This window comes from Planotetraspora mira, assembly GCF_016863275.1.
Taxonomy (GTDB): domain Bacteria; phylum Actinomycetota; class Actinomycetes; order Streptosporangiales; family Streptosporangiaceae; genus Planotetraspora; species Planotetraspora mira.
Window position 1 is genome coordinate 24432 of sequence record NZ_BOOO01000031.1, and the last position, 19854, is coordinate 44285.

Below are 19854 nucleotides of genomic sequence, written 5' to 3' on the forward strand. Positions count from 1 at the left end.
GGATGCGATCGGCCGTTTCCGTCTCCCGCCGGCCATGGGCAGCGCGCCGCCGATCCCGAACCAGTTTGCGGTCGACGACGAGGAGCGGGCGGCGCCGCTCACCCGCGTCCTGACAGCCCTCACCCGAACCGGCACCACTCACGGACCGGAGAGCACAACGCAGACAGGAACGACACAGACGGGAACGAGGCAATGAAAGTAAAGATCGACTCCGAACGTTGCCACGGGCACGGCCGCTGTTACGACCTCGCCCCTGACATGTTCGGCGAGGACGACGAAGGCTACGGCATGGTCCTGGGCGACGGCGCCGTGTCGCCCGCCCGGCAACCCGGCGCACGCCTCGCGGCGTCCAACTGTCCCGAACGGGCCATCGCCGTCGAAGGAGCCTCACAATGACCGTGGACGACCGCTTCAGCGAAGACCGCGAGCAGGAGCGAAGGCAACGGTTCCTCGGCGGCTACGAGAGTGAGATCATCACCGATCCCGTCTCGGACTGGGCGACCGACTTCTCCCATGTCGACCCCGTGTGGGCCGCCGACCCGTACCCGATCCAGGACGACCTGCGGCAGCGCTGCCCGATCGCGCACACCGACCGTTTCGGCGGCGCGTGGCTGCCCACCCGCTACGAGGACGTCTCGGCCATCGCCTACGACACCGAGCACTTCACCTCCCGGGCGATCATCGTGAGCAACCGCCGGCCCCCCAAGGAACTGGCTCCGGTCGGCGGCGCGCCGCCCATCTCCTCCGACCCGCCGTTCCACCACGACGCGCGCAAACTGCTGCTGCCGGCCTTCACCAAGACCGCCGTCTCCAGACAGGAAGAGGGGACGCGGGCGTTCTGCCACTCGCTCATCGACGCCTTCGAGGGACGGGACGTCGTCGACGCCGCGCGCGAATACGCCAAGCACATCCCGACGCGGGTCATCGCCGCCATGCTCGGCTTCCCCCAAGAGGACTCGGAGAAGTTCGGCTCGTTCGTCGAGAACGCACTGGAGAACATCAACGCCCCGCAAGAGGAACGCATCGAGCGGTTCACCAAACTCTCGGACTACCTGCTCGTGCAGATCCGCGACCACATCGACAACCCCCGCGACGACCTGACGACGTACCTGCTCAACGCCGAACTGCAGGGCCGGAAACTCGAACCCGCTCACGTCCTCGGCACGATCAACCTGCTGCTCATCGCCGGCATCGACACCACCTGGAGCTCCGTCGGCGCCGCCCTGTGGCACCTGGCGAAGACCCCGGCCGATCGGGAGCGCCTGGTGGCGGAGCCGGAGTTGCTGCCGACCGCGATGGAGGAGTTCCTGCGGGTCTATGCCCCGGTGACGATGGCGCGGCTGGTGAAGGAGGACATGCACTGGAACGGTGTCGACATGAAGGCCGAGGACTGGGTGCTGCTGCCGTTCCCGGCCGCGAACCGCGACCCGGCCCAGTTCGACCGGGCCGGCGAGGTGATCATCGACCGTGAGGTCAACCGGCACGTCGCGTTCGGCCTCGGCATCCACCGCTGCGTCGGCTCGCACCTGGCCCGCATGGAGCTTCGGGTCGCCCTCGAGGTCTGGCTCGAGCGGATCCCGGACTTCAGTCTCCACGACCCGGCAGCGGTGACCTGGGCCGCCAGCCAGGTCCGCGGACCCCGCACGCTTCCCCTGCGCATCGGCTGAGCCTCGCTCGCCGTGACATCACCGCCGCGGACGCTCCCCCGCGTCCGCGGCGGTGATGTCAGGCGACGTTCGCGGGGGTCTTCAGGCCGACCTGCCGGCCCACGGTCTGGAACTCATCTGAGGCTCCGCGGGGGCTCCTGATCAGGTGTGCTCCCCGGCAAGCGGATCCGGTTGGGGCTGTCGGCCAGCGCCACGCGTAGTGCGGGCGGCATCCGGTCGACGACGTGCTGCGGATACTCCACCCGCCGGCCGCCCACCCGGATGGCCAGCGCCGGCGGCCGCGCGGCGAAGCACCGGTCGCAGCGGCCGATCGCGCCGACGGGCTGGAACCGGCCGCACCCGGGACACCGGTCCAGGCCACGCTGCGGCCTGCGGGTCGCTTTGCGCCGCCAGACGGTGAGCCGGTCGGGTACGCCCGGCCAGGACGGGAGGCCGAAGTCTTCGTCGAGGGTCCAGTTCAACGCGAGCTCGCGGTGCAGGCGGGTCGTGCCGGTGGGGCCGTCCTGGTCCCCACCGACGTAGAGCACCGTGTCACCCCTGTATGCGCGCAGTGCGCCGTACCCCGCGGCGTCGTCGTCCGGCGGCGGCCAGCACAGCAACAGCGTGCGGTCCGGGTCCGCGCGGACCGCCGCCTCGGTGTTCAGCCGCTCGACCGCCACCCACTGGTGGGCGTCCGCCGGGTGGTACCGGTTGCCGCCGGACGCCGGCGGTGCGGTGTCGACCGCGCGCACGTCCGCGCCGCGCATCCGCAGCAGTGCGGCCCAGTAGCCCGCGCCGGCTCCGCCGTCGAGCACCGGAGAGTGGCCGGCGACGCAGGCCAGGGCTGCCTCGTTCGGAATCGCCCAGGCGAGCCGTCCGGACAGCTCCCGCCTTCGCCCGGGCAGATCGAGCATCCGGGCCAACCCGGGCGCCAGCCGCCACGGACCGACCCCGGGCGGTCCGCCGGTGAGAATCGCCACCAGTTCGAGGTACGGGTTGTCGGCCGGGCCGAGTCGGCTCGGGTCCAGGTCAGGCAGCGCGGCGTGGTAGGCCTCCAGCCGGCGCCGTCCCTCGATCCAGTCCTGCCGGGTGGTCGCGCCGGCCAGGCCGCCCGCCGGCCGTACCGCGTCCGGGTAGCGTGCGGCGAAGTCCTCGTACGTCGGCAGTTCACGCAGTTCGGAGAGGGTTATCGGGGCCAGCCACCGGGACCGGCGGGGGTAGGGCCGCCCGGCGGGCAGGTGCCGCCACCGATCCGGGCCGCGCGGCACCACGGCGGCACCGCAACCGGCGCAGATCGGATGACCGTCGACCAGGGCCCGCCGACCGCCGAGCAGCAGTGGCCGGACGCCCTCCCGGTGACCTCCTGGCGCGATTCCGCCGGCCACCGGCGGCTCGGCGTCCGCGAGTGACGGCCCGGCCGGCTCCCGTCCGCTCATAGCCCAAGCACGCTGCGCCGCACGTCGTCGCTGTCACGTAGCGCGTCGGCCGGTCCGGCGAGCACCACCCGGCCCTCCCCCAACAGGTACGCCCGGCCGGCGATGGCGAGCGCCCGCTCCACGTCCTGTTCCACCACGACGACGCTCACCCCGCGCTCGTTGATCCGCACGATCGCGTCGTAGACCTCGTCCACCCGGACCGGCGCCAACCCGAGCGACGGCTCGTCAAGCAGCAGGAGCCGCGGCTGGGCCATCAGGGCCCGGCCGACCGCGACCATCTGCTGCTCGCCACCGCTGAGGCTGCCCGCGAGTTGACCGGCGCGCTCGGCCAACCGGGGGAAGATCTCGTAGACGCCGGCCAAGCTCGCCCTGTGCTCCCGCCGGGCGCCCTTGCGGTAGGCGCCGAGGACCAGGTTGTCCAGCACCGTCATCCGCGGGAAGATCCGCCGCCCCTCGGGCACGATCGCCACGCCGTGCCCGCAGACCCGGTGCCCGCGCAGCCGGGTGACATCGACCCCGCCGACGCTGATCCGGCCCCGGTGAGCGGGGTGAATCCCGGCGACGGCGTTGACCAGGGTGGACTTGCCGGCCCCGTTGGGACCGACGACGCAGACCGTCTCTCCCTCATGGACCTCGATCGCGACGTCCCACAGCGCCTGCGCGTCGCCGTAGCGCACGTCGAGATCCCGGACCTGCAACAGCGGCTCAGACATGGGCTTGCCTCCCCAGGTAGGCACGGATGACGGCGGGGTCGTTGAGCACGGTCTGCGGCTCGCCGTCGGCCAGGCAGGTCCCGCGGTCGAGCACGACGAGCCGGGTGGCCAGTTGATTGAGCACCCGCAGCAGGTGTTCGACGATGACGATGGTGATGCCGCTCTCGTGAATCCGGCGCACCACCCGTACCGCGTTGTCGACCTCGGCGGGGTTGAGCCCGGCGAGCGCCTCGTCGAGCAGCAGCACCTTCGGGTTGGAGGCGACCGCGCGGGCCATCTCCAGCAGTTGCCGCTGATGCAGGTTGAGGTCGGCCGGGTAGGCGTCGGCCAGATGGTCCAACGCGACCGTGGCCAGATGCTGCTCGGCGATCGGGCGGGCCCGGTTCAGCGGCAGCGACTCCGGGCCGAACATGACGGCCATGGCCACGTTGTCGCGGATCGTCATCGAGTCGAACGGCCGGGGGATCTGGTAGGTCCGGGCCATCCCGACGTGAGCGATCTTATGCGGGGCCAGCCGGGTGATGTCCCTTCCATCGAGCCGGATCACGCCGCGGGTCGGCCGGAACGCGCCGGAGAGCAGGTTGATCAGCGTCGTCTTGCCCGACCCGTTCGGCCCCACCAGGCCCACCAGTTCGCCGGCCCGGATGTCCAGTGTGACGTCCTCCAGCGCGTGCACGCCGCCGAAGTAGCGGGCCACCTGGCGGCACTCGACGAGCACCGCGCCGAGTTGGTCGGCCCCCCGTGACGCCCCGGTCTCGCCGGCCTCGATCTCGGCATCCCCGGGCGCTCCGCTGCCGGGGGCGCCGGCTGGGACGGTGCTTTCGGCGGAACCCGCCGGAACGGCATCGCCGGCAGCATCGCCCGGAACCGTGACATCGTCGGCGGTCGCGGTCGCGGCCTCGTCGGGCACGGCGGCCGGTCGGCCGCGCCGCAACCAGGCGGTGGCCCACCGAGAGCCCAGCACGATCGCCAGCAGGCTGGCGACCAGCATCCCGACGACCAGCCAGTCGAGAACCTCGCCCCAGGCGTTGAGCACCGCCAGTCCCCCGCTGACCACGACCAGGGCGCCGAGCGCGGCGAGCGGGCGGGCCCGCAACCGGGCGTACAGGCCGTCTGGGGATACCGCGACCAGCAGCGCGAGGATGCCGCCAAGGATGATCGAGTTCCAGGCGTCCAGTCCGTATGAGGAGAGCCGGTCCTGCAGCGTGACGATCAGCACCGCGCCGATCACCGGGCCCAGCCAGTGGGTACGGCCGCCGAGCACCCCCATCACGATGACGAAGAGGGGGATGGTCAGGCCGAAGACGCTCTCCACGGTGACGAAGCCGATCTGCAGCGCGTAGACGCTGCCGGCCGCCCCGCCCAGCACACCGCTGATCAACATGGCCAGCATCTTGTAGCGGAAGGTGGCCACCCCCATCACCTCGGCGACGTCCTCGGCGTCGCGGATCGCCGCGAGCGCCGAGCCGGTCCGACTGTGCTGGATCGCGTACGCGGCCGCGACGGCGATGGCCGCGATCAACAGGGCGAGCAGGTACTGGAACTGCGGCAGGGCTCCGAACGCGTCGGGAACCTCCGGGATCGGGACGGTGGTCCCCTGTCCGCCGTCGACCGACCGGTTGATCCGGGCGAACGCGGCGAGGATGAACGGCACGGCGAGGGTCAGCAGGGCGAAGATCTCACCACGTAGCGAGCCGAGCCGGAACGCGACCGCGCCGACGCCGAGCGCCAGCAGGCCGCAGAGCAGGGCGGCCAGCGGGACGGTGAGGAAGAAGTTGACGCCGTGCCGCCCGCTCAGCACAGCCGTGGTGTACGCCCCGACGCCGACATACGCGGCTTGACCGAAGCTGAAGTAGCCGCTGTAGCCGGACAGGATGTTCCAGCTGGTCGCCTGCGCGATCCAGAAACAGATCGAACCGAGCAGGATGAGATAGAACGACGACAGGCCGAGTTGGTCGCTGAACGCTCCCACGGCGACCAGCACCAGGAATGCCACCAACAGCCCGATGCCACCTCGGCGGATCATCGGACACCTCCCACCGCGAACAGACCCTGCGGACGCAGCAACAGGGCCAGGATGATTGCCGAGAAGAGCACGAAGGGCGCCGCCGCGGGCGACCAGACCGCCGAGACCACGCCGGAGAGGACGCCGACGAGGATGCCGGCGGCGAATGTCCCCACCACCTCGCCGATCCCTCCGAGGATGACCACCGCGAAGACGGTGCCGAACCACTCGTAGGCGGTATCGGGGGTCAGCGCGTTCGAGAGTGAGAAGACCATGCCGGCCAGGGCGGCGGTGGCCCCGACCACCCCGCCGAGCAGCACGCTGAGCCGGCGGTGGTCGACGCCGAACGCACCGGCCACCGCCCGGTCCTGGGCGATCGCCCGCATCGCCCGGCCGGCGAAGGTACGGCGCAGCACCAGGTGGGCCGCGAGCACCACCAGCGCGGCCAGCCCGAAGGCGAGCAGCGTGGTGACCGGGAAGACCAGTCGGCCGATCGCGACCGACTGGGTGGCATACGGGTTTGTTCCGGCTGACATCCGCCGGAAGTCGGCGCTCCAGATGTTGCTCGTGACCTGGATGATGATGATCAGCAACCCGAAGCTGACCAGCAGCGAGTTGAACTCGGTGAGCCGCAACCTGTCGAACAGCCATTGGATCGCGGCCCCGGCGATGAACATGGCCGGCACGGTGATCACCAGCGTCAGAACCGGGTCGAGGTGCCAGGAGGTGGCGATCTGGAAGGTCAGGTACGCACCGATGAGGATCAGCCCGAAGTGGGCCAGGTTGATGATCCGCAGTACGCCCCATGTCACCGACAGTCCGGCGGCCATGAGGGCGTAGAGGCCACCGATCAGCACTCCGGTGAGCGTGGCCTGAATAACGTTCATACGGGGTCGCCTCGGGTCGGGGTCGGGCCGGTGCCACGGGGTTCGCGGCCCGGCGTCCGACGCTTCGTCAGGAAGCCGGGGCCGTCGGGTACGCGGCTGGGGGAAGCACGTACCCGACGGCGTTGTGGGGTGGTGGTGCTGAACCCGGGCGACCGGCGCGGCCGGTCACCCGGGCGGCGGTCAGGAGCGGGGACCCTGCAACGGCGCGGCGGCCCGGTCGGCCGGCCACACGGTGACCCAGTCGCCGTTCTGGATCTGCTTGATGCTCTGCGTGGTGGGCCAGAAGTTGTGCACCTTCGGGTCGAAGGTCAGGTGCCCGCTGAACGTCGTGTCGGCGCCCTTTTGGTGCAGCGTGTCGCACATCTTCCGCTGGTCCGTGCCGCCGCTGTTCTTGACGCCGTCGATGAGGATCTCCCAAGCGTTCCAGGACGCAGCGGCCTGGGTCTCGAAGACCGTGTACGGCAGCTTCGCCGCCTGCGCGCGCTTGGTGAAGTCGGCGGTGATCTCGGTGGCCTCCGGGCCGAGCTTGTCGAGGGTCGGCTTGTTCGGCTCGAACATCGAGACCGACAACATCCCTTCGGCCTCGTCGCCGAGCGCCAGCAGCGGTCCGGGCGCGGGGAACAGTCCGAACATCTGCTTCGGCCGATAGTTGAGCTGGGCCATCGCCTGCAGGATGTTCGCCGCGTCCACGCCGAGACCGTTGTCGATGACCAGGTCAGGATCCGCGTCGCGGACCTGGGCGGCGATCGGCGCCCAGTCCGTGGTGGTCGGCGGGTAGTGGATGTCGGCCACCACGTCGAGGCCGCGCTCCTTGGCGATGCTCAGCGCGCCGGACTTGTCGTCGCCGAAACCGTCGGAGACGAAGGCGGCCGACCCGCTCTGGCTGGTCAGCACCGCGATCCGCTTCGGCGGGGTGGGAAGCGTGGCCACCGCGTCGAACAACTGGCCGGGGATGAAGCTGTTCGGCGTGGGGCCGATCGACCAGGCGGGGAACTGGCACTCGTAGGTCAGCTGCGGGGCCAGCACGGCACTGTGCTGGGGCATGACGTACCCGTGCCGCTGGGCGACCGCCATCGCCGACAGGATGTTCGGGGTCGCGTACGGGCCGAGAATCAGGTCGACCTTGTCCTGGCTGATCAAGCGCTCGTAGAGCTGACTGACCTTGGCCTGGTCCGACTGGTCGTCGACGACCTTCCACTCGACCTTACGGCCGAGCAGCCCGCCGTTCGCGTTGAGCCGGTCGACGAACTCTTCGCCGGCGATCTTGTGGATCTGGCCGGTCGCGGCGAACGCGCCGGTCAGCGAGAGGGTGGAGCCGACGACGATGGGCTTGTCACTGTCCCCGCCGGAGCCCGAGCCCTTGCCGCATCCCGCGGCAGCGGCGCCGAGCACCAGGACGGCACCGATGACAGCTATGGAGCGCCTGCGCATCTGGATATGAACCTTTCGTTGGGGGGTGCGGGATCGCGGGACGGTCAGTGAACGACGCCGGTGTCGTGCACGACCGCGCCGCCGACCACGGTCAGGACCGACGAGAGCTTCTTGAGCCGCTCGTCCGGGACGGTGAAGTAGTCGTCGTTGAGCACGATCACGTCGCCGAGCCGGCCGACCTCGAGGCTGCCGAGCAGTTCCTCGTCGGCTCCGCCGAGGAACCACTGGTTGTCGCGGGTGTAGAGGCGCAGCAACTCCTGCCGGGTGATCTGCTGGCCGGCGTTGATCACGTCTCCGCGGGCGTTCTTGCCGGTGACCGCGTAGTACGCGTGGATCCACGGGTTCATCGGCGCGATCTGCATGCCGTCCGAGCTCATCCCGGCCGGGATGCCGTTGTCGACGATCATGCGGAACGGCGGGCCTGCCGCCGCGCCGGTGCCGGCGAGATACTGCCAGCCGGTGAGGTTGACCCCGCCGCCGATCGCCTTGAGCCGGTTGACGTACTCCTCAGTGATCCGCGGCACGTGGGCGACCACCCAGCGCAGGTCGGCGATGCTCGTCTCGGCGTGGACCGCTTCGAAGGCCTGGATCTGGGTCTGAAAGTCGCTGCCGCTCAGCGAATGCACCTCGACGCGCCAGCCTGCCTTGGCGGTGCGCCGCGCGGCCTCCAGGAAGACCGGCCCGCCGGAGTAGTTGGCGGCGATGAACTCACCGATCGCGCCGGTGCGGACCATGTCGTTGCCGAAGAACTGGAACGCGTTGAGCAGTCGCTGGTTGAGCGTCGTCACGTTCGTGTCGGTGTCCTGGTGCAGGTAGTTGATCCGCAGCCTGATGATGCCCTTCTCCTCGTCGTAGACGGAGAGGAAGGGCAGGTGCATCGCGTAGTTGTCCTCGTGGGCCGCGCCGTCCGCCGGGGTGTCGGTGGCCTGGAACGCGCCCTGGTCGAGGTGCGTGGTGATGCCGAGGCTGACCGCGTACTCCATCGCGTCGAGCACGCCGCGCTTGCGCTGCTCGAAGGTGAGCGTCCGGCGCAGCGCGAGGGTGGCCTTGCCGGTCTCGGTGCCACCGGCGATCGAGCCGTCCGGGCCCACGGTCACCGGGATCTCGGCCGCCTCGAAGAACTTCTTCCCGAGGCTGTTGGTGACCGACGGCCCCGTGAAACCGATGGAGAGGTAGACCGGGTGGTGCGGCAGCGCCTTGTCCAACTCGGCGAGGGTGGGCAGCCGTACTTCCTTGAACTGGTTGAAGTGGAAGCCGCCGATGGTGGTGATGAATTCGCCCGCGGGCGCGTGACGGGCCCGGTCCCGCAGCGTGTCCTGGACGTCGGCGATGGAGTAGGCGTTCTCCAGCGGGGTGTGGTGCCCGGGCCGGTTGCCCATCAGGACGATGTGGTTGTGGCAGTCGATCAGGCCGGGGACGGCGGTCCGGCCACGCAGGTTGATGGTGCGCGGATTGCCATCGAAGCCGCGGGTGGCGGCCTTCTGGTCGTTGCCGACGTACACGATCTTGCCGTCCTGGATCGCCAGAACGCTGGCCACCCGGTCTCGGCGGTCCATCGTGTGGATCCGTCCGTTGTAAAGCACCAGGTCGGCCTGGAGCGCGCCCTCGCGGTAGTGCTCGCTTGCGAAGGCCGTGCCGCCGCCGGTGGTGGCACCTACGGCGGTGCCGATGGCCGCGGCCGCGCCGGCCACGGCTCCGCTACGCAGGATGCTGCGGCGGGACACTCCTTGGTGTTCCTCATTGCTCATATGCGGGTCACCTCTTATGGGGATGCGCGCCGACTGCCGGCGGGGGCACCGGCAGTCGGCGAGGCGGGGGTTGGGGCAGGGGCCACCGGCGAACGGTGGTCAGGGGATCTCGGCCACGCCGGAACCGGATGGCCGGCGCCTCGGTGTCGGGTCCCGAGGTGCGAGTGGTGGGTTCGGTGCCCGTCCCGCGATGGACGATCGCGGGCGTATCGGCGCGCGGGGTGGCCGACGCCGGATTCGCCGCGAGCGGACGGGTTTCGTCGGTGCGGGGTCGGAGTGGGCCACCGGCGGAACTCCGCCGGGTGACCCGTGGATCGATCAGCCTTCGGCGGCGGGGACCTGCGATCGGTGCAGCAGCAGTCTGGGGCTCATGCCGCACCGCCGGGGATCGACTCGGCCGGCTGCGGTGTGGCCCGATACGGCGCAACTGGGGACGGCTGGTGGTCGGGTGCCGACGACCGCGGTGCCGGGCGCGGGAACAACCGCTGGCGACAGTGCCATTACTTTCCTCCGGAAGCCTGAGCCGTTCCACATCCGTTTGCGCGGACAATCGTCCGCCAGACGGACGTTGCGCAGATCACAATCTGCGCTCACACTTGCTTAATGTCAAGACTCACGCCGGAAACAATTAGGCCACGCGGACTAGTGTCCGCTAAGCGGTCAGCGCGGCGTCGACTACGGCTGTTCAGGCCACTTGCGGCGCCGACAACGGCGCAGGACGGGCCCTTGACCGGCGCGGGGCGACACACCACCTCGCGCCGCGTGGTGAACTTGTTCCGCGCGCCGCCCCTGACGGCGCCGGCCACCGCCGGATCCACGGACCCGCGGCGGAACCGAGCCAGTACGAACGGATTGAGGTGACGATGGCACAGCGCGGCGAAGGACCAGAATTCATCGAGGCTCTGGCCCGAGGACTGGACGTGATCACCGCGTTCCATGCCGACAACCCGCAGCTGAGCCTCACCGAGGTGGCCGCCGCGGCCGGGTTGGCCCGGCCCACCGCGCGGCGCTTCCTGCTCACCCTCGAGGAGCTGGGGTATGTCCGCGCGGACGCGGGCAACTACGAACTCACCCCCCGGGTCCTGGAGCTGGGCATGGCGTACATCGGCGCGCTCTCGCTATGGGAGATCGCCCGCCCGCACATGCAGGATCTGGTCGCGGCGACCGGGGAGTCCACGTCGATGGCGCAGCTCGACGGCTCGGACATCGTCTACATGGCCCGGGTGGCGGTACCCAAGATCATCGCGTTGCGCGTGCAGATCGGCACCCGGTTCCCGGCGCAGGTGACCTCGCTGGGCAAGGTGCTGCTTGCCGCACTCGACCCCGACACCCTCGACTCCGTGCTTGCGCAACCGAGCAACTCCAGGGTGACACCACGGGTCCGGCACACCCGGAACGCCATCGACGCGATCCTGCGCGAAGTGCGAGCCTGTGGCTGGGCCCTCGCCGACGATGAGCTGGCGCCCGGCATCCGGTCGGTGGCGGTTCCGATCAGGGACGGGCACGGCGTCGTCAGGGCCGCGATGAACGTGACCGTCCACTCGGCCGAAACCAGCGTCAAGACCCTCATCGAGCAGCACCTGCCACAACTGATCAAGGCGGCGAGCGCGATCAGTGCGGACTGGGCCCGTTGGCAGTCTCGGCCACAGGTCGAGGTGCCGGCCGCCGGAGATGCCGTCGGCTCTCCCTGACGGCACCCCGGTACCGCAGCCGGCGCCCCCGAAGCCCGGGCGCTTTCATAACCGCCCCGATGTCGAGCGGAAAGCCGATGGGGACTCCGGGAAACGGTCGTCGTGATGTGTGCGTCAGGCCTGTTTCCTGTGGGGCTGAGGCCGATTCCGAATTCGGCGGCGACGAGTGACCATTCCTCTCGTCACCATGTCTCCTGAGCAGGTGACTCCGACCAAGATGAGAGTGCTGAACGCGCACGACACGACAACGGCGCAGGCTCTCGGCAGAATTTCACCTTCATGCCACTGACCCGTGGATCGGGCCGAACTCGAAGATGTCAGACGTCGAAATCCTCAGCTCGCGCGGAACGGGGTTCGTCGTCGCGGCCACCTCGTTCATCTGCGAAGACAGCCGGGATCATCGCCTCATGTACGCCTCTGAGAATCGCGGAGCCGCGGGCCGGAAGGAGCGCCGCACGGCCGTGAGATTCGTCGTCGGATCGCCGGCGCGGAGTTCACCGTACGCCCTAAAGCGTCTCGCCCGAGAGGACATTCGCCGGGTCCAGATCGCCGTGAAGCCATACAGGCGGACCTTCCCCGTCCGAACGGAAACGGCCTCGTCCCGGATATCTCGGACGTCGGCGGCGACTCCGCTCAAGGCGACGGCTTGTAATTTCCTGTCGAGCGTTCCGCGACAAACGCCGCGCATCGGATCGGCCGGTGTCGGCTACGCCATCGGCAGCGACATCGTGATCACCTTCGGCCCCGAAAAGGCCCCCCGGCCTCACCGACCAGGGCGCTCGTTCGACGCACGAGTGACTGCACCTCCCCGCGGCCCATGTCCCTCTAAATCCGGATTCGGTCGAACCAGTTCCGCCTGCGACATCCGGGGGTAAACAGGACATATGTGCCGCTGGCTGGCCTATTCCGGCTCGCCGATCAATCTGGAGAAGCTGCTCTACGAGCCGGAGCACTCGCTGATCCACCAAAGTCTCCACGCCAGACTCGGCGCGGAGACGGTCAACGGCGACGGGTTCGGGGTCGGCTACTACGACGACGTCGAGGTGCCGCCCGCGGTGTTCAAGGACACCAAGCCCGCCTGGGGCGACCGGAACCTGCGCGAACTCGCGCGCCACGTCCGGTCGCCGCTGTTCATGGCCCACGTGCGCGCGTCGTCCGGGACGGCCGTACAGCAGACGAACTGCCATCCGTTCCGCCACGGCAACTGGCTGTGGATGCACAACGGCGCGATCTCCCAGTTCGGCCGGCTCAAACGCGACCTCGTTCTGGCCGTCGAGCCGGAGTTGTTCCCGGCGATCGAGGGGTCCACGGATTCTGAGGTCATGTTCTTCTTGGCGCTCACGTTCGGGCTGCGCGAGGACCCGCCGGCCGCGGTGGAGCGGATGGTCGGCTTCGTGGAGAAGACGGGACGGGCACACGGCGTGGAGTGCCCGGTCCAGATGACGGTGGCGACATCGGACGGCGAGCGGCTGTGGGCGTTCCGCTACTCCACCGAGCGTCGTTCGCGATCGCTCTTCCACAGCACCACCACACAGTGCCTCCGGGACCTGCACCCCGAGGTGTTCATGCGCGTGGATCTGTCCGGCGACGCGCGGGTCATCGTGTCCGAACCCCTGCGCGACCTGCCCGGCCAGTGGATCGAAGCGCCGGAGTCGACCTACACGGTGATCAGCCACAACCTATTCGAAATGCATCCGTTCCATCCGAAGCCCGAGTAGCGGAGGCTCCGCGGGAGGGGACCGCGAAAGCCGGGTCAGGGAGATCCTGATATCTCTGCCTGCAACTCGGCCTGGACGTCGACCACGAGCGCGGCGATCCACGCCATGGCGTCGAACGACGAAACCGGGGAGCCGTCGGGGTTCCAGACCGTCACGTCGAGTTCGGACGGCATCGGGTCCGGTGCCTGGATGGATTCGGGGCTCAGCCGAAGTCCTCCTCCTCGTGCGGAAAGCTGTCGCACGGCGGCGACGAGTTCCGCCGGGTCCTCGGGCAGCAGTGTCGCGGCCAGACCCAGCCGCCCCGCGATGAGCGCTCGGCGGAATGCGACGACGTCAGCCGGACGGCCGCCGGTCAGCCGCTCGTCGAAGACGCTGACCGCCAGCGAGGCGTCGAAGCTCAGGCCGCGCCGCCACAGGTGCGTCCCGCCGGTCAGCGCCCACGCGTCGTCCACGACGACGCTTGTCGCGTCCAGATGCAGCGAGCGTCCCGGCCCGGTGACCGGGTTGAACACCGCCAGCCGCTCGCCTGCGGCCGCGCGCATGGCGTCCAGTGCCTCGCGAACGCCCTTGTCCCGCACGCGCTGCAGCTTCGCGGGGGCGCCGGGCGCAAGCTTGGCCGGCAGGCAGACGAGCACTCGAAGGACGGGGTTGGCGCGCACCTGCTCGACGAGCGCCTGCCACACGGAGAGTGTCGCGTCACCGCTCCCCACGGCCAGCCCGTCGAGCGCGGGGGTCTCGAGGTAGACGAAATCCTGGGCCCCGGCGAACGCGGCGGCGAGCGCGGTCGCCGCCTCCCTGTAGCCGCTGCGGGCGCCGAGCAGGCGCCGGTCGACCGCACGCAGCATGCTCGTCGCCGCGCCTCCGACGCCACCGGGGATCGTGATGCCGCGCGCGGACAGCCACGACTGGACCGCGTTGACGGGACCGTCGAACGGGAAGGCCTCCACCCCGACGAGATTGAGCGCCTCGACGAGGCCGGGCTCGGCCTCGACCCCGAACCCCACCGTACGCAGGGTCGCCGCCCACGACGCGGGGACGGCCGGGGTGGCGGGTGTGGCCAGGGGCGTCGAGGCGTCGGCGGCCAGTTCTGCCGTCGTGCCCGCCACCCGCTCCCGGATGATCTCGGCGAGCCCGAGGACGGCCGGGCCGCGGAGCCGGGCGCCGGCGCCGTGGCGCTCGTCGTCGGCGGGCGCGCCGGGATGTCCGTTCTGGTGAGGCAGCAACTCATGGTGGGCGCCGAGTGGCCGCACCCCGGCGACGAGGCCGTCCGCCGCCGTGGCGGAGAGCACGGCGGCCGCCACCTCGTCACGGGACTGGGTCGGCAGTGGCGCACCGATCTGCGTGAGCCGCGTCAGCCCGGTACGCAGGATCTGCGTCGCCGTCGCCGAGCCCGCCAGCGTCGCGGGGCCCTCGCCGCCGCGCCAGCCCTTCCACGCGGGCTCGGTCAGCTGGACGAGGTCCCCGGCGGTCAGGCTCGCGGCGACGGTCGTCACGCTCCACTGCGCCGCGGGGATGCTCGCCGGGTCGACCAGCGCCGGCGGAGCGGACAGGGCCACCAGCGTGACGCCGGAGGCGAGCGCGCCCGCCGGGACGCCGCCCGCGAAGGACTGCCCGCTCTCGCAGGCGACGACCGTGTCCGTGACCGACGACAGGGACGGCATGGCGCCGCCGACGGGAGCCGGCCTCTCCAGGCGGACCTCCGGGTAGCGGACGGCCTGGGCGGCCGTGACGAGCATGAGGTCCAGGCCCATCCTGTTCTCCGGCTCCACCGCGCCGTCCGCGAGCCGGACGACGGCACGCACGACACCCGTGGAGTCGACCAGCCCCCCGCCGCCGGCACCGCGCACGTGGCGGCCCGTCGTCGAGTCGAAATACTGCGGCCACACCCGCAGCCAGGCCCCGGCGAGTGACGGGTCGACCGTGGTCTGCACGAGCACCCGCTGCCCGACCACCGTGCCGCCGTCGTCGGTCCCGCCGCCGGTCAGCGCCGTCATGGTCACGGGTGCGGGCAGCGTCGCCGGAGCGGCGGCTGCGGGCAGCGGGGGCGCCGCCAGTGCTCCGGCGGCCCGGTCGAGCACCGGGGCCACCATCGTCGCCGGCCCGGCGGACAGTACGGCGAGCAGACCGCTCATCGCGGCGTCCGCAGTCGCGAGGAGCACGCTCTCACCGGCGTTCGCCGTGGCCTGGGCGGCCAGTGTGCGTGTCGAGGCCCGCTTCTGGTCGTCGGCGCGCCTCCGCACCTCGGCGTTCGCACCCGATTCGGCCACGCGCGGCTGACCGGTGAGGTGCCGCTCGACGTCGACGAGAGCCACCCGGACGAAGTCCCGCGTCACGTCTCCGACGGCGCCGCCGGTCCAGAGGTTCACCGCGGCCCCGTACGTCCCGGCGGGCATGGCGGCGAGCAACGGCAGGGGCGCGTCGTCGACGGCGCCGTCCGTCAGGGCGAAGGCGGCGGCCGCGTCGCCGCCGCCGTGGACGCGCACCGGTCCCGTCCCGGTCACGTTGGTGGCCGCGAGCCGGGACAGGACGGCGTCGGACGCCGGCGCGTCGTTCGGCCCGACGAGTTGGACGGTGAGCCGGGGGTCGACCGTGGCGGTTCGTTGCGTCACGCCCGCCGCGAAGAGGTTCGTGAAGGTCCTCGTCAGCCGGGCCCACCACGCCGCGACCGCCCCGGGGTCGATCACACGCCCCCGGGCGTCGAAGGCGTAGAGCGTCGCGGCGGTGGACGTGGGGAAGGTCAGGAGCTTCTCGGGCGGACCGAAGAACTGGCCCGGCCGCTTGAGGTCCGTCATCGGCTCGGCGCCGTTGTTCAAGTCGCCCCCGGTCTGGCTCAGACCCACGTGCTCGGCCTCCTCACTCGGCGAGGACAGGACCGGTATCGGCGGGTGCACCCGGGTCTTGAGCACGGTGAGCGTCGGCGGATCCTCCGGCATCTCCAGCGCGAACGTGCGTACGGCGGCGCGGGTCGCGAGGCCCGGGGCCGCGGTCGTGCCGTCGGCAGGGGGAACGTCGGAGAGCAGTGTGGCCAGACGCTGCTCGACCTCCGGCAGCAGGCGGAACACCCCGACGAGTCGTCCGGCTGTGAAGGGAGGAGCCCCGGACGGTCCCCGTAGCCCCGCAAGGATCGGCGGCAGCGGGGTGCCCGCCACCGCGAGGGACAGCAGGCCGGCGGCGGGTGGCAGCCAGTCGGTGCCCGCCGGGATCGTCAGCGCCACCCCGAGGTCGTTCCCGGGCGCCTCGAGGGTGACGTCCGTCGAGAACCACGGCCCGAGTGTCGGCGACTCCAGCCCGAGGGTGCCCGGGTCCGGCACGAGCGCGGTCATGGCGCCTCCTCCGGCGTGCTCGGCTGAGACGCCCGGCCGATCGGATCGGTGACGACCACCCGGTAGAGCGTCCCGGTGACGGCCTCGGCGTCGGGGTCCAGGACGTCGAACGAGCCGGTGACGTCGGGGCCGCGGCCGGTCGGCGGCGGCGCCTGGCCCGGCAGGCTCGTGAGAAGCCGCAACGACCCGCCTGGGCACTGGCGGTAGACGTCGACGGTGTATCCGGCGGTCGCACCGCCCGCGAGCGGCTCGGGGTGTCTGAAGCGGACATGGACGCCGCCGGCGTCGCGCGTGACCGTCAGATCGGTGATGGCCGCCGGTGGATCGGGAGGCATCACGGTCGTGGAGGCGGCCGCCGACGGGGCCGACCACTCACCGGCGGGCCCGCCGCCCGGAGCGGGAGCCCCCTGGACCTCGACCCGCCAGTTGTAGCGAAGCCACGCGGGCAGTGACGTACGCGCTTCACTCGGCGAGGCGCCCGCGTCGAGGATCGTGAACACCTGAGGGGCCGGGTCGCCGACCGGCCGAGGCGGAACGGCGCCCTCGGCCACCACCGGCATGAACGTGGGATCGGTCGTGGCCGTCGCCCGGCGAAGCCGATAGCGCACCGCCGGTGTCGGCCCGACAGGAACGGTGACGGTGAGCCTGGCCAGGAGATCGGCCGAATCGTCGACGACGGGCATGACGTCCAGCGTCGGCACGGGCGGGACGAGGAGGTTCGGCACGGCGCGGGGCAGCAGTGGGCAGGTCGCGAAGTCGGACTCGACGCTCGCGGGACTGACCGCCACCACGCGGTAGAGCACGAGGACCGACAACGAGCCGGAGACGTCGTGGGTGAACACGGCCTGCCCGCTCACCGGTCGGTGCAGGGGTTCGGCGGTCAACTGCAGCCACCACCGCCGGGGAAGCAGCCGGCGGTTCGCGTCCCAGACCGCACCGCGCGCCGGCGCGTCGGGGGCGGTGTCGAGCGCCGCGAGGAGCGCCGCGGCCTGCCCGCTCGTGGGAGCCTGGCCCGCGTCTCCCCCGGCGATGACGCCGGTCGCGGTGTCCTTGAGCTTGGCGCGCAACGTCGTCTCGTCGGCGACGAAGACCCGGTACGCGGCCTGCCCCGCGCCGGGCGTCCAGCGGAGGGCGGCGCGGGCGCGGCCCGTCGCGTCAGGTCGCGCGGTGTACGTCAGCGTCGGCGGGATGACCACGGGCTCCGGCGGCCGCGGGTCGTGGAGCGTCGCCTGCTTCGCCTCGGAGGTGCCGGAGTCGATGCCCGCGCTGTCCGTCCAGACGGCGGTCACCGTCACCGTGCCGCTCGCCGTCGGCGGGAGGGCCGGGCCGGGCACTTCGACGACGAGCGTCTCCGGAGGAGCGGCGGGACTGGTGATCGGGTGGATCGTCTGGACGGGCACTCCACCTGAGGTGACCGTGAGCTTGAGGTGCCGGAGCAGCCGTCCGCCCGCAGGCAGCCCGGTGACGGGAGGCACTGAGACCTCGATGCGCACGACGCCGGCGAGCGGGCCTGCCGGGACCGGGGCGGGAACGACGGGAGGCCGGGTCGTCAGCGTGAACACCGGCCGCGGTGGCCGGGGCCGGTCCGCGGTGGCGAAGGCGGTCCGGCCCCAGGCCGACCACCGCCCGAACCAGTCGGCCTGCGCGACCTGCCAGACGCCGTCCCGCTCGTCGACGAGCCGGTCGGACAGCACGCCGCGGGTCGCACTCGCCGCCCTCCTCGCTCCCAGGGGCGGGTCGTCGAGGCCCGCGGTGAGCAGGACGCGGCGCCCCTTCGGCTCCTCGGGATTGCGTGCGAGGGGCTTGTCGCCGGACGGCTGAGCGATCGCCGACCCCAGGCCCGCGCCCGGCACGAGATGTTCCATGGAGACGGTGAGCTCGCGGGCGGCGATGGGCGCCGTCGCCGGCAGCCAGTCGCCGGAGGCCGGCGTGTCCATTCCGGGGGCGGCGGGGGAATCCAGCGGCACCCCTGCCGTCGCGGCGAGGACGACGCGTAACTGAAGGAAGGGGCCGCGGCCCATCCTCGCCACCTGCGCGGCGTAGTTCGCCAGGTCAGGTGCGTGTCGCGCCATCTCCATCACGGCCTTGGCGCCGTCCTCGACGACGGTGCCGAACGGCAGCGTCTGATCCAGGCGGCCCGAGGTGACGGACTTCCAGTCGGGGGCGAACAGGCCGTCGACCACGTACGCGACGACGACGTTCTTGGGCGGCACGTCCTGGTCGACGTCGAGGAGACCCAGCCAGCGGGCCACGCCGGGGTCGACGGCCCCCTGGAGGAGGTCCATGAGGAGGTAGCGCTCAGAGCTGCCGAGGGCTCTGCCGTTCTCGTCAAGAACCGTCATGGCGGAGATGAGCAGTCGCTGCGGCGCCGAGACGTCGTTGATCAGCCGACCGAGGCTGCCGGCGAGTTCCCCGGTGAGGGCGGCGACCCGGTCGGACTCCTCGCCCGGACTCACCGGGGCGCAGGCGGTCGGCGAGGCCGCCAGTGGCGACTCGTGCATGCCGAAGCGAGCCGGCGCTCCGCGTTTGACGCGCTCGAAGCCCCGGTCCTCGCCGTCGGCGGGTCCGGCGTACCGGACGCCCGGCCCGGTCGGCAGTGGCGCGGTCCGGAACCGCTCGAAGACGTCCACGGCGCTCGGGGGAAGCCAGGACAGGCCGGTCACGGTTCCGCTGCCGTGGACGACGATGCGCTCGAGATGGGAGGCGTAGACATGGAAGGGCTCGGCGCTCCGGATCGCCACGGGCGCGTCGCCGTACGGCGTGGCCACGACGCCTTCGACCCAGAACGACGCGGGGAGGCCGGCCTGCGGAACGGGCCCGGCACCGGGTCGCACCACGATGGGCCGCACGCCGGCCGTCCGCGCGTCCTCACCGGTACGAAGGGGCACGACGACAGGTGGGCGCGGCGGCCGAGGCGGGACAGGCGGGCGCGGACCGCCCCGGGCGGCCGTTCCTTCGAGTGCGGCCCAGCAGCACGTCTCGCCCAGTGGCAGGTGGCCGGTCACCGGGTTGTCGGGGGTCACGGTGAAGGGCGGGGTGAGCATGTTCCCGCGCGAGTCGACCCACGTGACGTCGCGGCGGGTGTGGCCCTTGGCAATCTCGCCGAGGGTTATCCGGCCGATGGACAGCGGGACCACGGGCAGCCCGAGCAGCGGGTTGGTGAGCACCCGGTAGTGCACGCCGGTGGCGAGATGGGCGTCGCCCACGCCGTCGACGGCCTGGCCCGAGAGGGCCCATGACGGGCTCAGGCCCATGG

General features: G+C 71.4%; 12 protein-coding genes. 4 read left to right on the forward strand and 8 right to left on the reverse strand.

What is annotated here, in order from left to right; genetic code table 11:
* Nucleotides 1-192 precede the first annotated feature (192 nt).
* Both Pmi06nite_RS25990 and Pmi06nite_RS25995 read left to right on the forward strand, forming a co-directional pair.
* The gene (locus Pmi06nite_RS25990) at nt 193-396 is read left to right on the forward strand and encodes a ferredoxin (protein ID WP_203955747.1); all 204 of its coding nucleotides are present in this window, start codon (nt 193-195) and stop codon (nt 394-396) included.
* Nucleotides 393-1667 (forward strand): cytochrome P450, encoded by a 1275-nt coding sequence (locus Pmi06nite_RS25995; protein WP_203955748.1) that lies wholly within the window; start codon nt 393-395, stop codon nt 1665-1667. Before Pmi06nite_RS25990 ends, Pmi06nite_RS25995 begins: the two co-directional genes overlap by 4 nt.
* Nucleotides 1668-1780: 113 nt before the next feature.
* On the opposite strand, the gene Pmi06nite_RS26000 is transcribed toward Pmi06nite_RS25995, so the two are convergent.
* From Pmi06nite_RS26000 to Pmi06nite_RS26025, 6 genes are all read right to left on the reverse strand, one after another.
* The gene (locus Pmi06nite_RS26000; RefSeq protein ID WP_203955749.1) at nt 1781-3082 is read right to left on the reverse strand and encodes a hypothetical protein; all 1302 of its coding nucleotides are present in this window, start codon (nt 3080-3082) and stop codon (nt 1781-1783) included.
* Complete coding sequence (locus Pmi06nite_RS26005) at nt 3079-3795, reverse strand: ABC transporter ATP-binding protein (protein WP_203955750.1); 717 nt, start codon at nt 3793-3795, stop codon at nt 3079-3081. Before Pmi06nite_RS26005 ends, Pmi06nite_RS26000 begins: the two co-directional genes overlap by 4 nt.
* On the reverse strand, nt 3788-5821 hold the full coding sequence (locus tag Pmi06nite_RS26010; protein WP_203955751.1) for a branched-chain amino acid ABC transporter ATP-binding protein/permease: 2034 nt from the start codon (nt 5819-5821) through the stop codon (nt 3788-3790). Before Pmi06nite_RS26010 ends, Pmi06nite_RS26005 begins: the two co-directional genes overlap by 8 nt.
* Nucleotides 5818-6687, reverse strand: coding sequence for a branched-chain amino acid ABC transporter permease (locus Pmi06nite_RS26015; RefSeq protein ID WP_203955752.1), 870 nt, complete (start codon nt 6685-6687; stop codon nt 5818-5820). The genes Pmi06nite_RS26010 and Pmi06nite_RS26015 overlap by 4 nt, the downstream gene beginning before the upstream one ends.
* A 180-nt stretch (nt 6688-6867) precedes the next feature.
* Entirely contained in the window at nt 6868-8118 is a 1251-nt protein-coding gene (locus Pmi06nite_RS26020; protein WP_203955753.1) for an amino acid ABC transporter substrate-binding protein, read from the reverse strand.
* A 44-nt stretch (nt 8119-8162) separates the two neighbouring features.
* Nucleotides 8163-9866 (reverse strand): amidohydrolase, encoded by a 1704-nt coding sequence (locus tag Pmi06nite_RS26025; protein ID WP_203955754.1) that lies wholly within the window; start codon nt 9864-9866, stop codon nt 8163-8165.
* An 863-nt stretch (nt 9867-10729) separates the two neighbouring features.
* Here Pmi06nite_RS26025 and Pmi06nite_RS26030 point away from each other — a divergent pair.
* Nucleotides 10730-11557, forward strand: coding sequence for an IclR family transcriptional regulator domain-containing protein (locus tag Pmi06nite_RS26030; RefSeq protein WP_203955755.1), 828 nt, complete (start codon nt 10730-10732; stop codon nt 11555-11557).
* A gap of 884 nt (nt 11558-12441) precedes the next feature.
* Nucleotides 12442-13275, forward strand: a complete 834-nt coding sequence (locus Pmi06nite_RS26035; RefSeq protein ID WP_203955756.1) for a class II glutamine amidotransferase — start codon at nt 12442-12444, stop codon at nt 13273-13275.
* Nucleotides 13276-13310: 35 nt separating this feature from the next.
* Here the strand turns inward: Pmi06nite_RS26035 and Pmi06nite_RS26040 are convergent, their stop codons facing one another.
* Nucleotides 13311-16598, reverse strand: a complete 3288-nt coding sequence (locus Pmi06nite_RS26040) for a phospholipase D-like domain-containing protein (RefSeq protein ID WP_203955757.1) — start codon at nt 16596-16598, stop codon at nt 13311-13313.
* Complete coding sequence (locus Pmi06nite_RS26045; protein ID WP_203955758.1) at nt 16595-19852, reverse strand: hypothetical protein; 3258 nt, start codon at nt 19850-19852, stop codon at nt 16595-16597. Before Pmi06nite_RS26045 ends, Pmi06nite_RS26040 begins: the two co-directional genes overlap by 4 nt.
* Between the last annotated feature and the right edge of the window lie 2 nt (nt 19853-19854).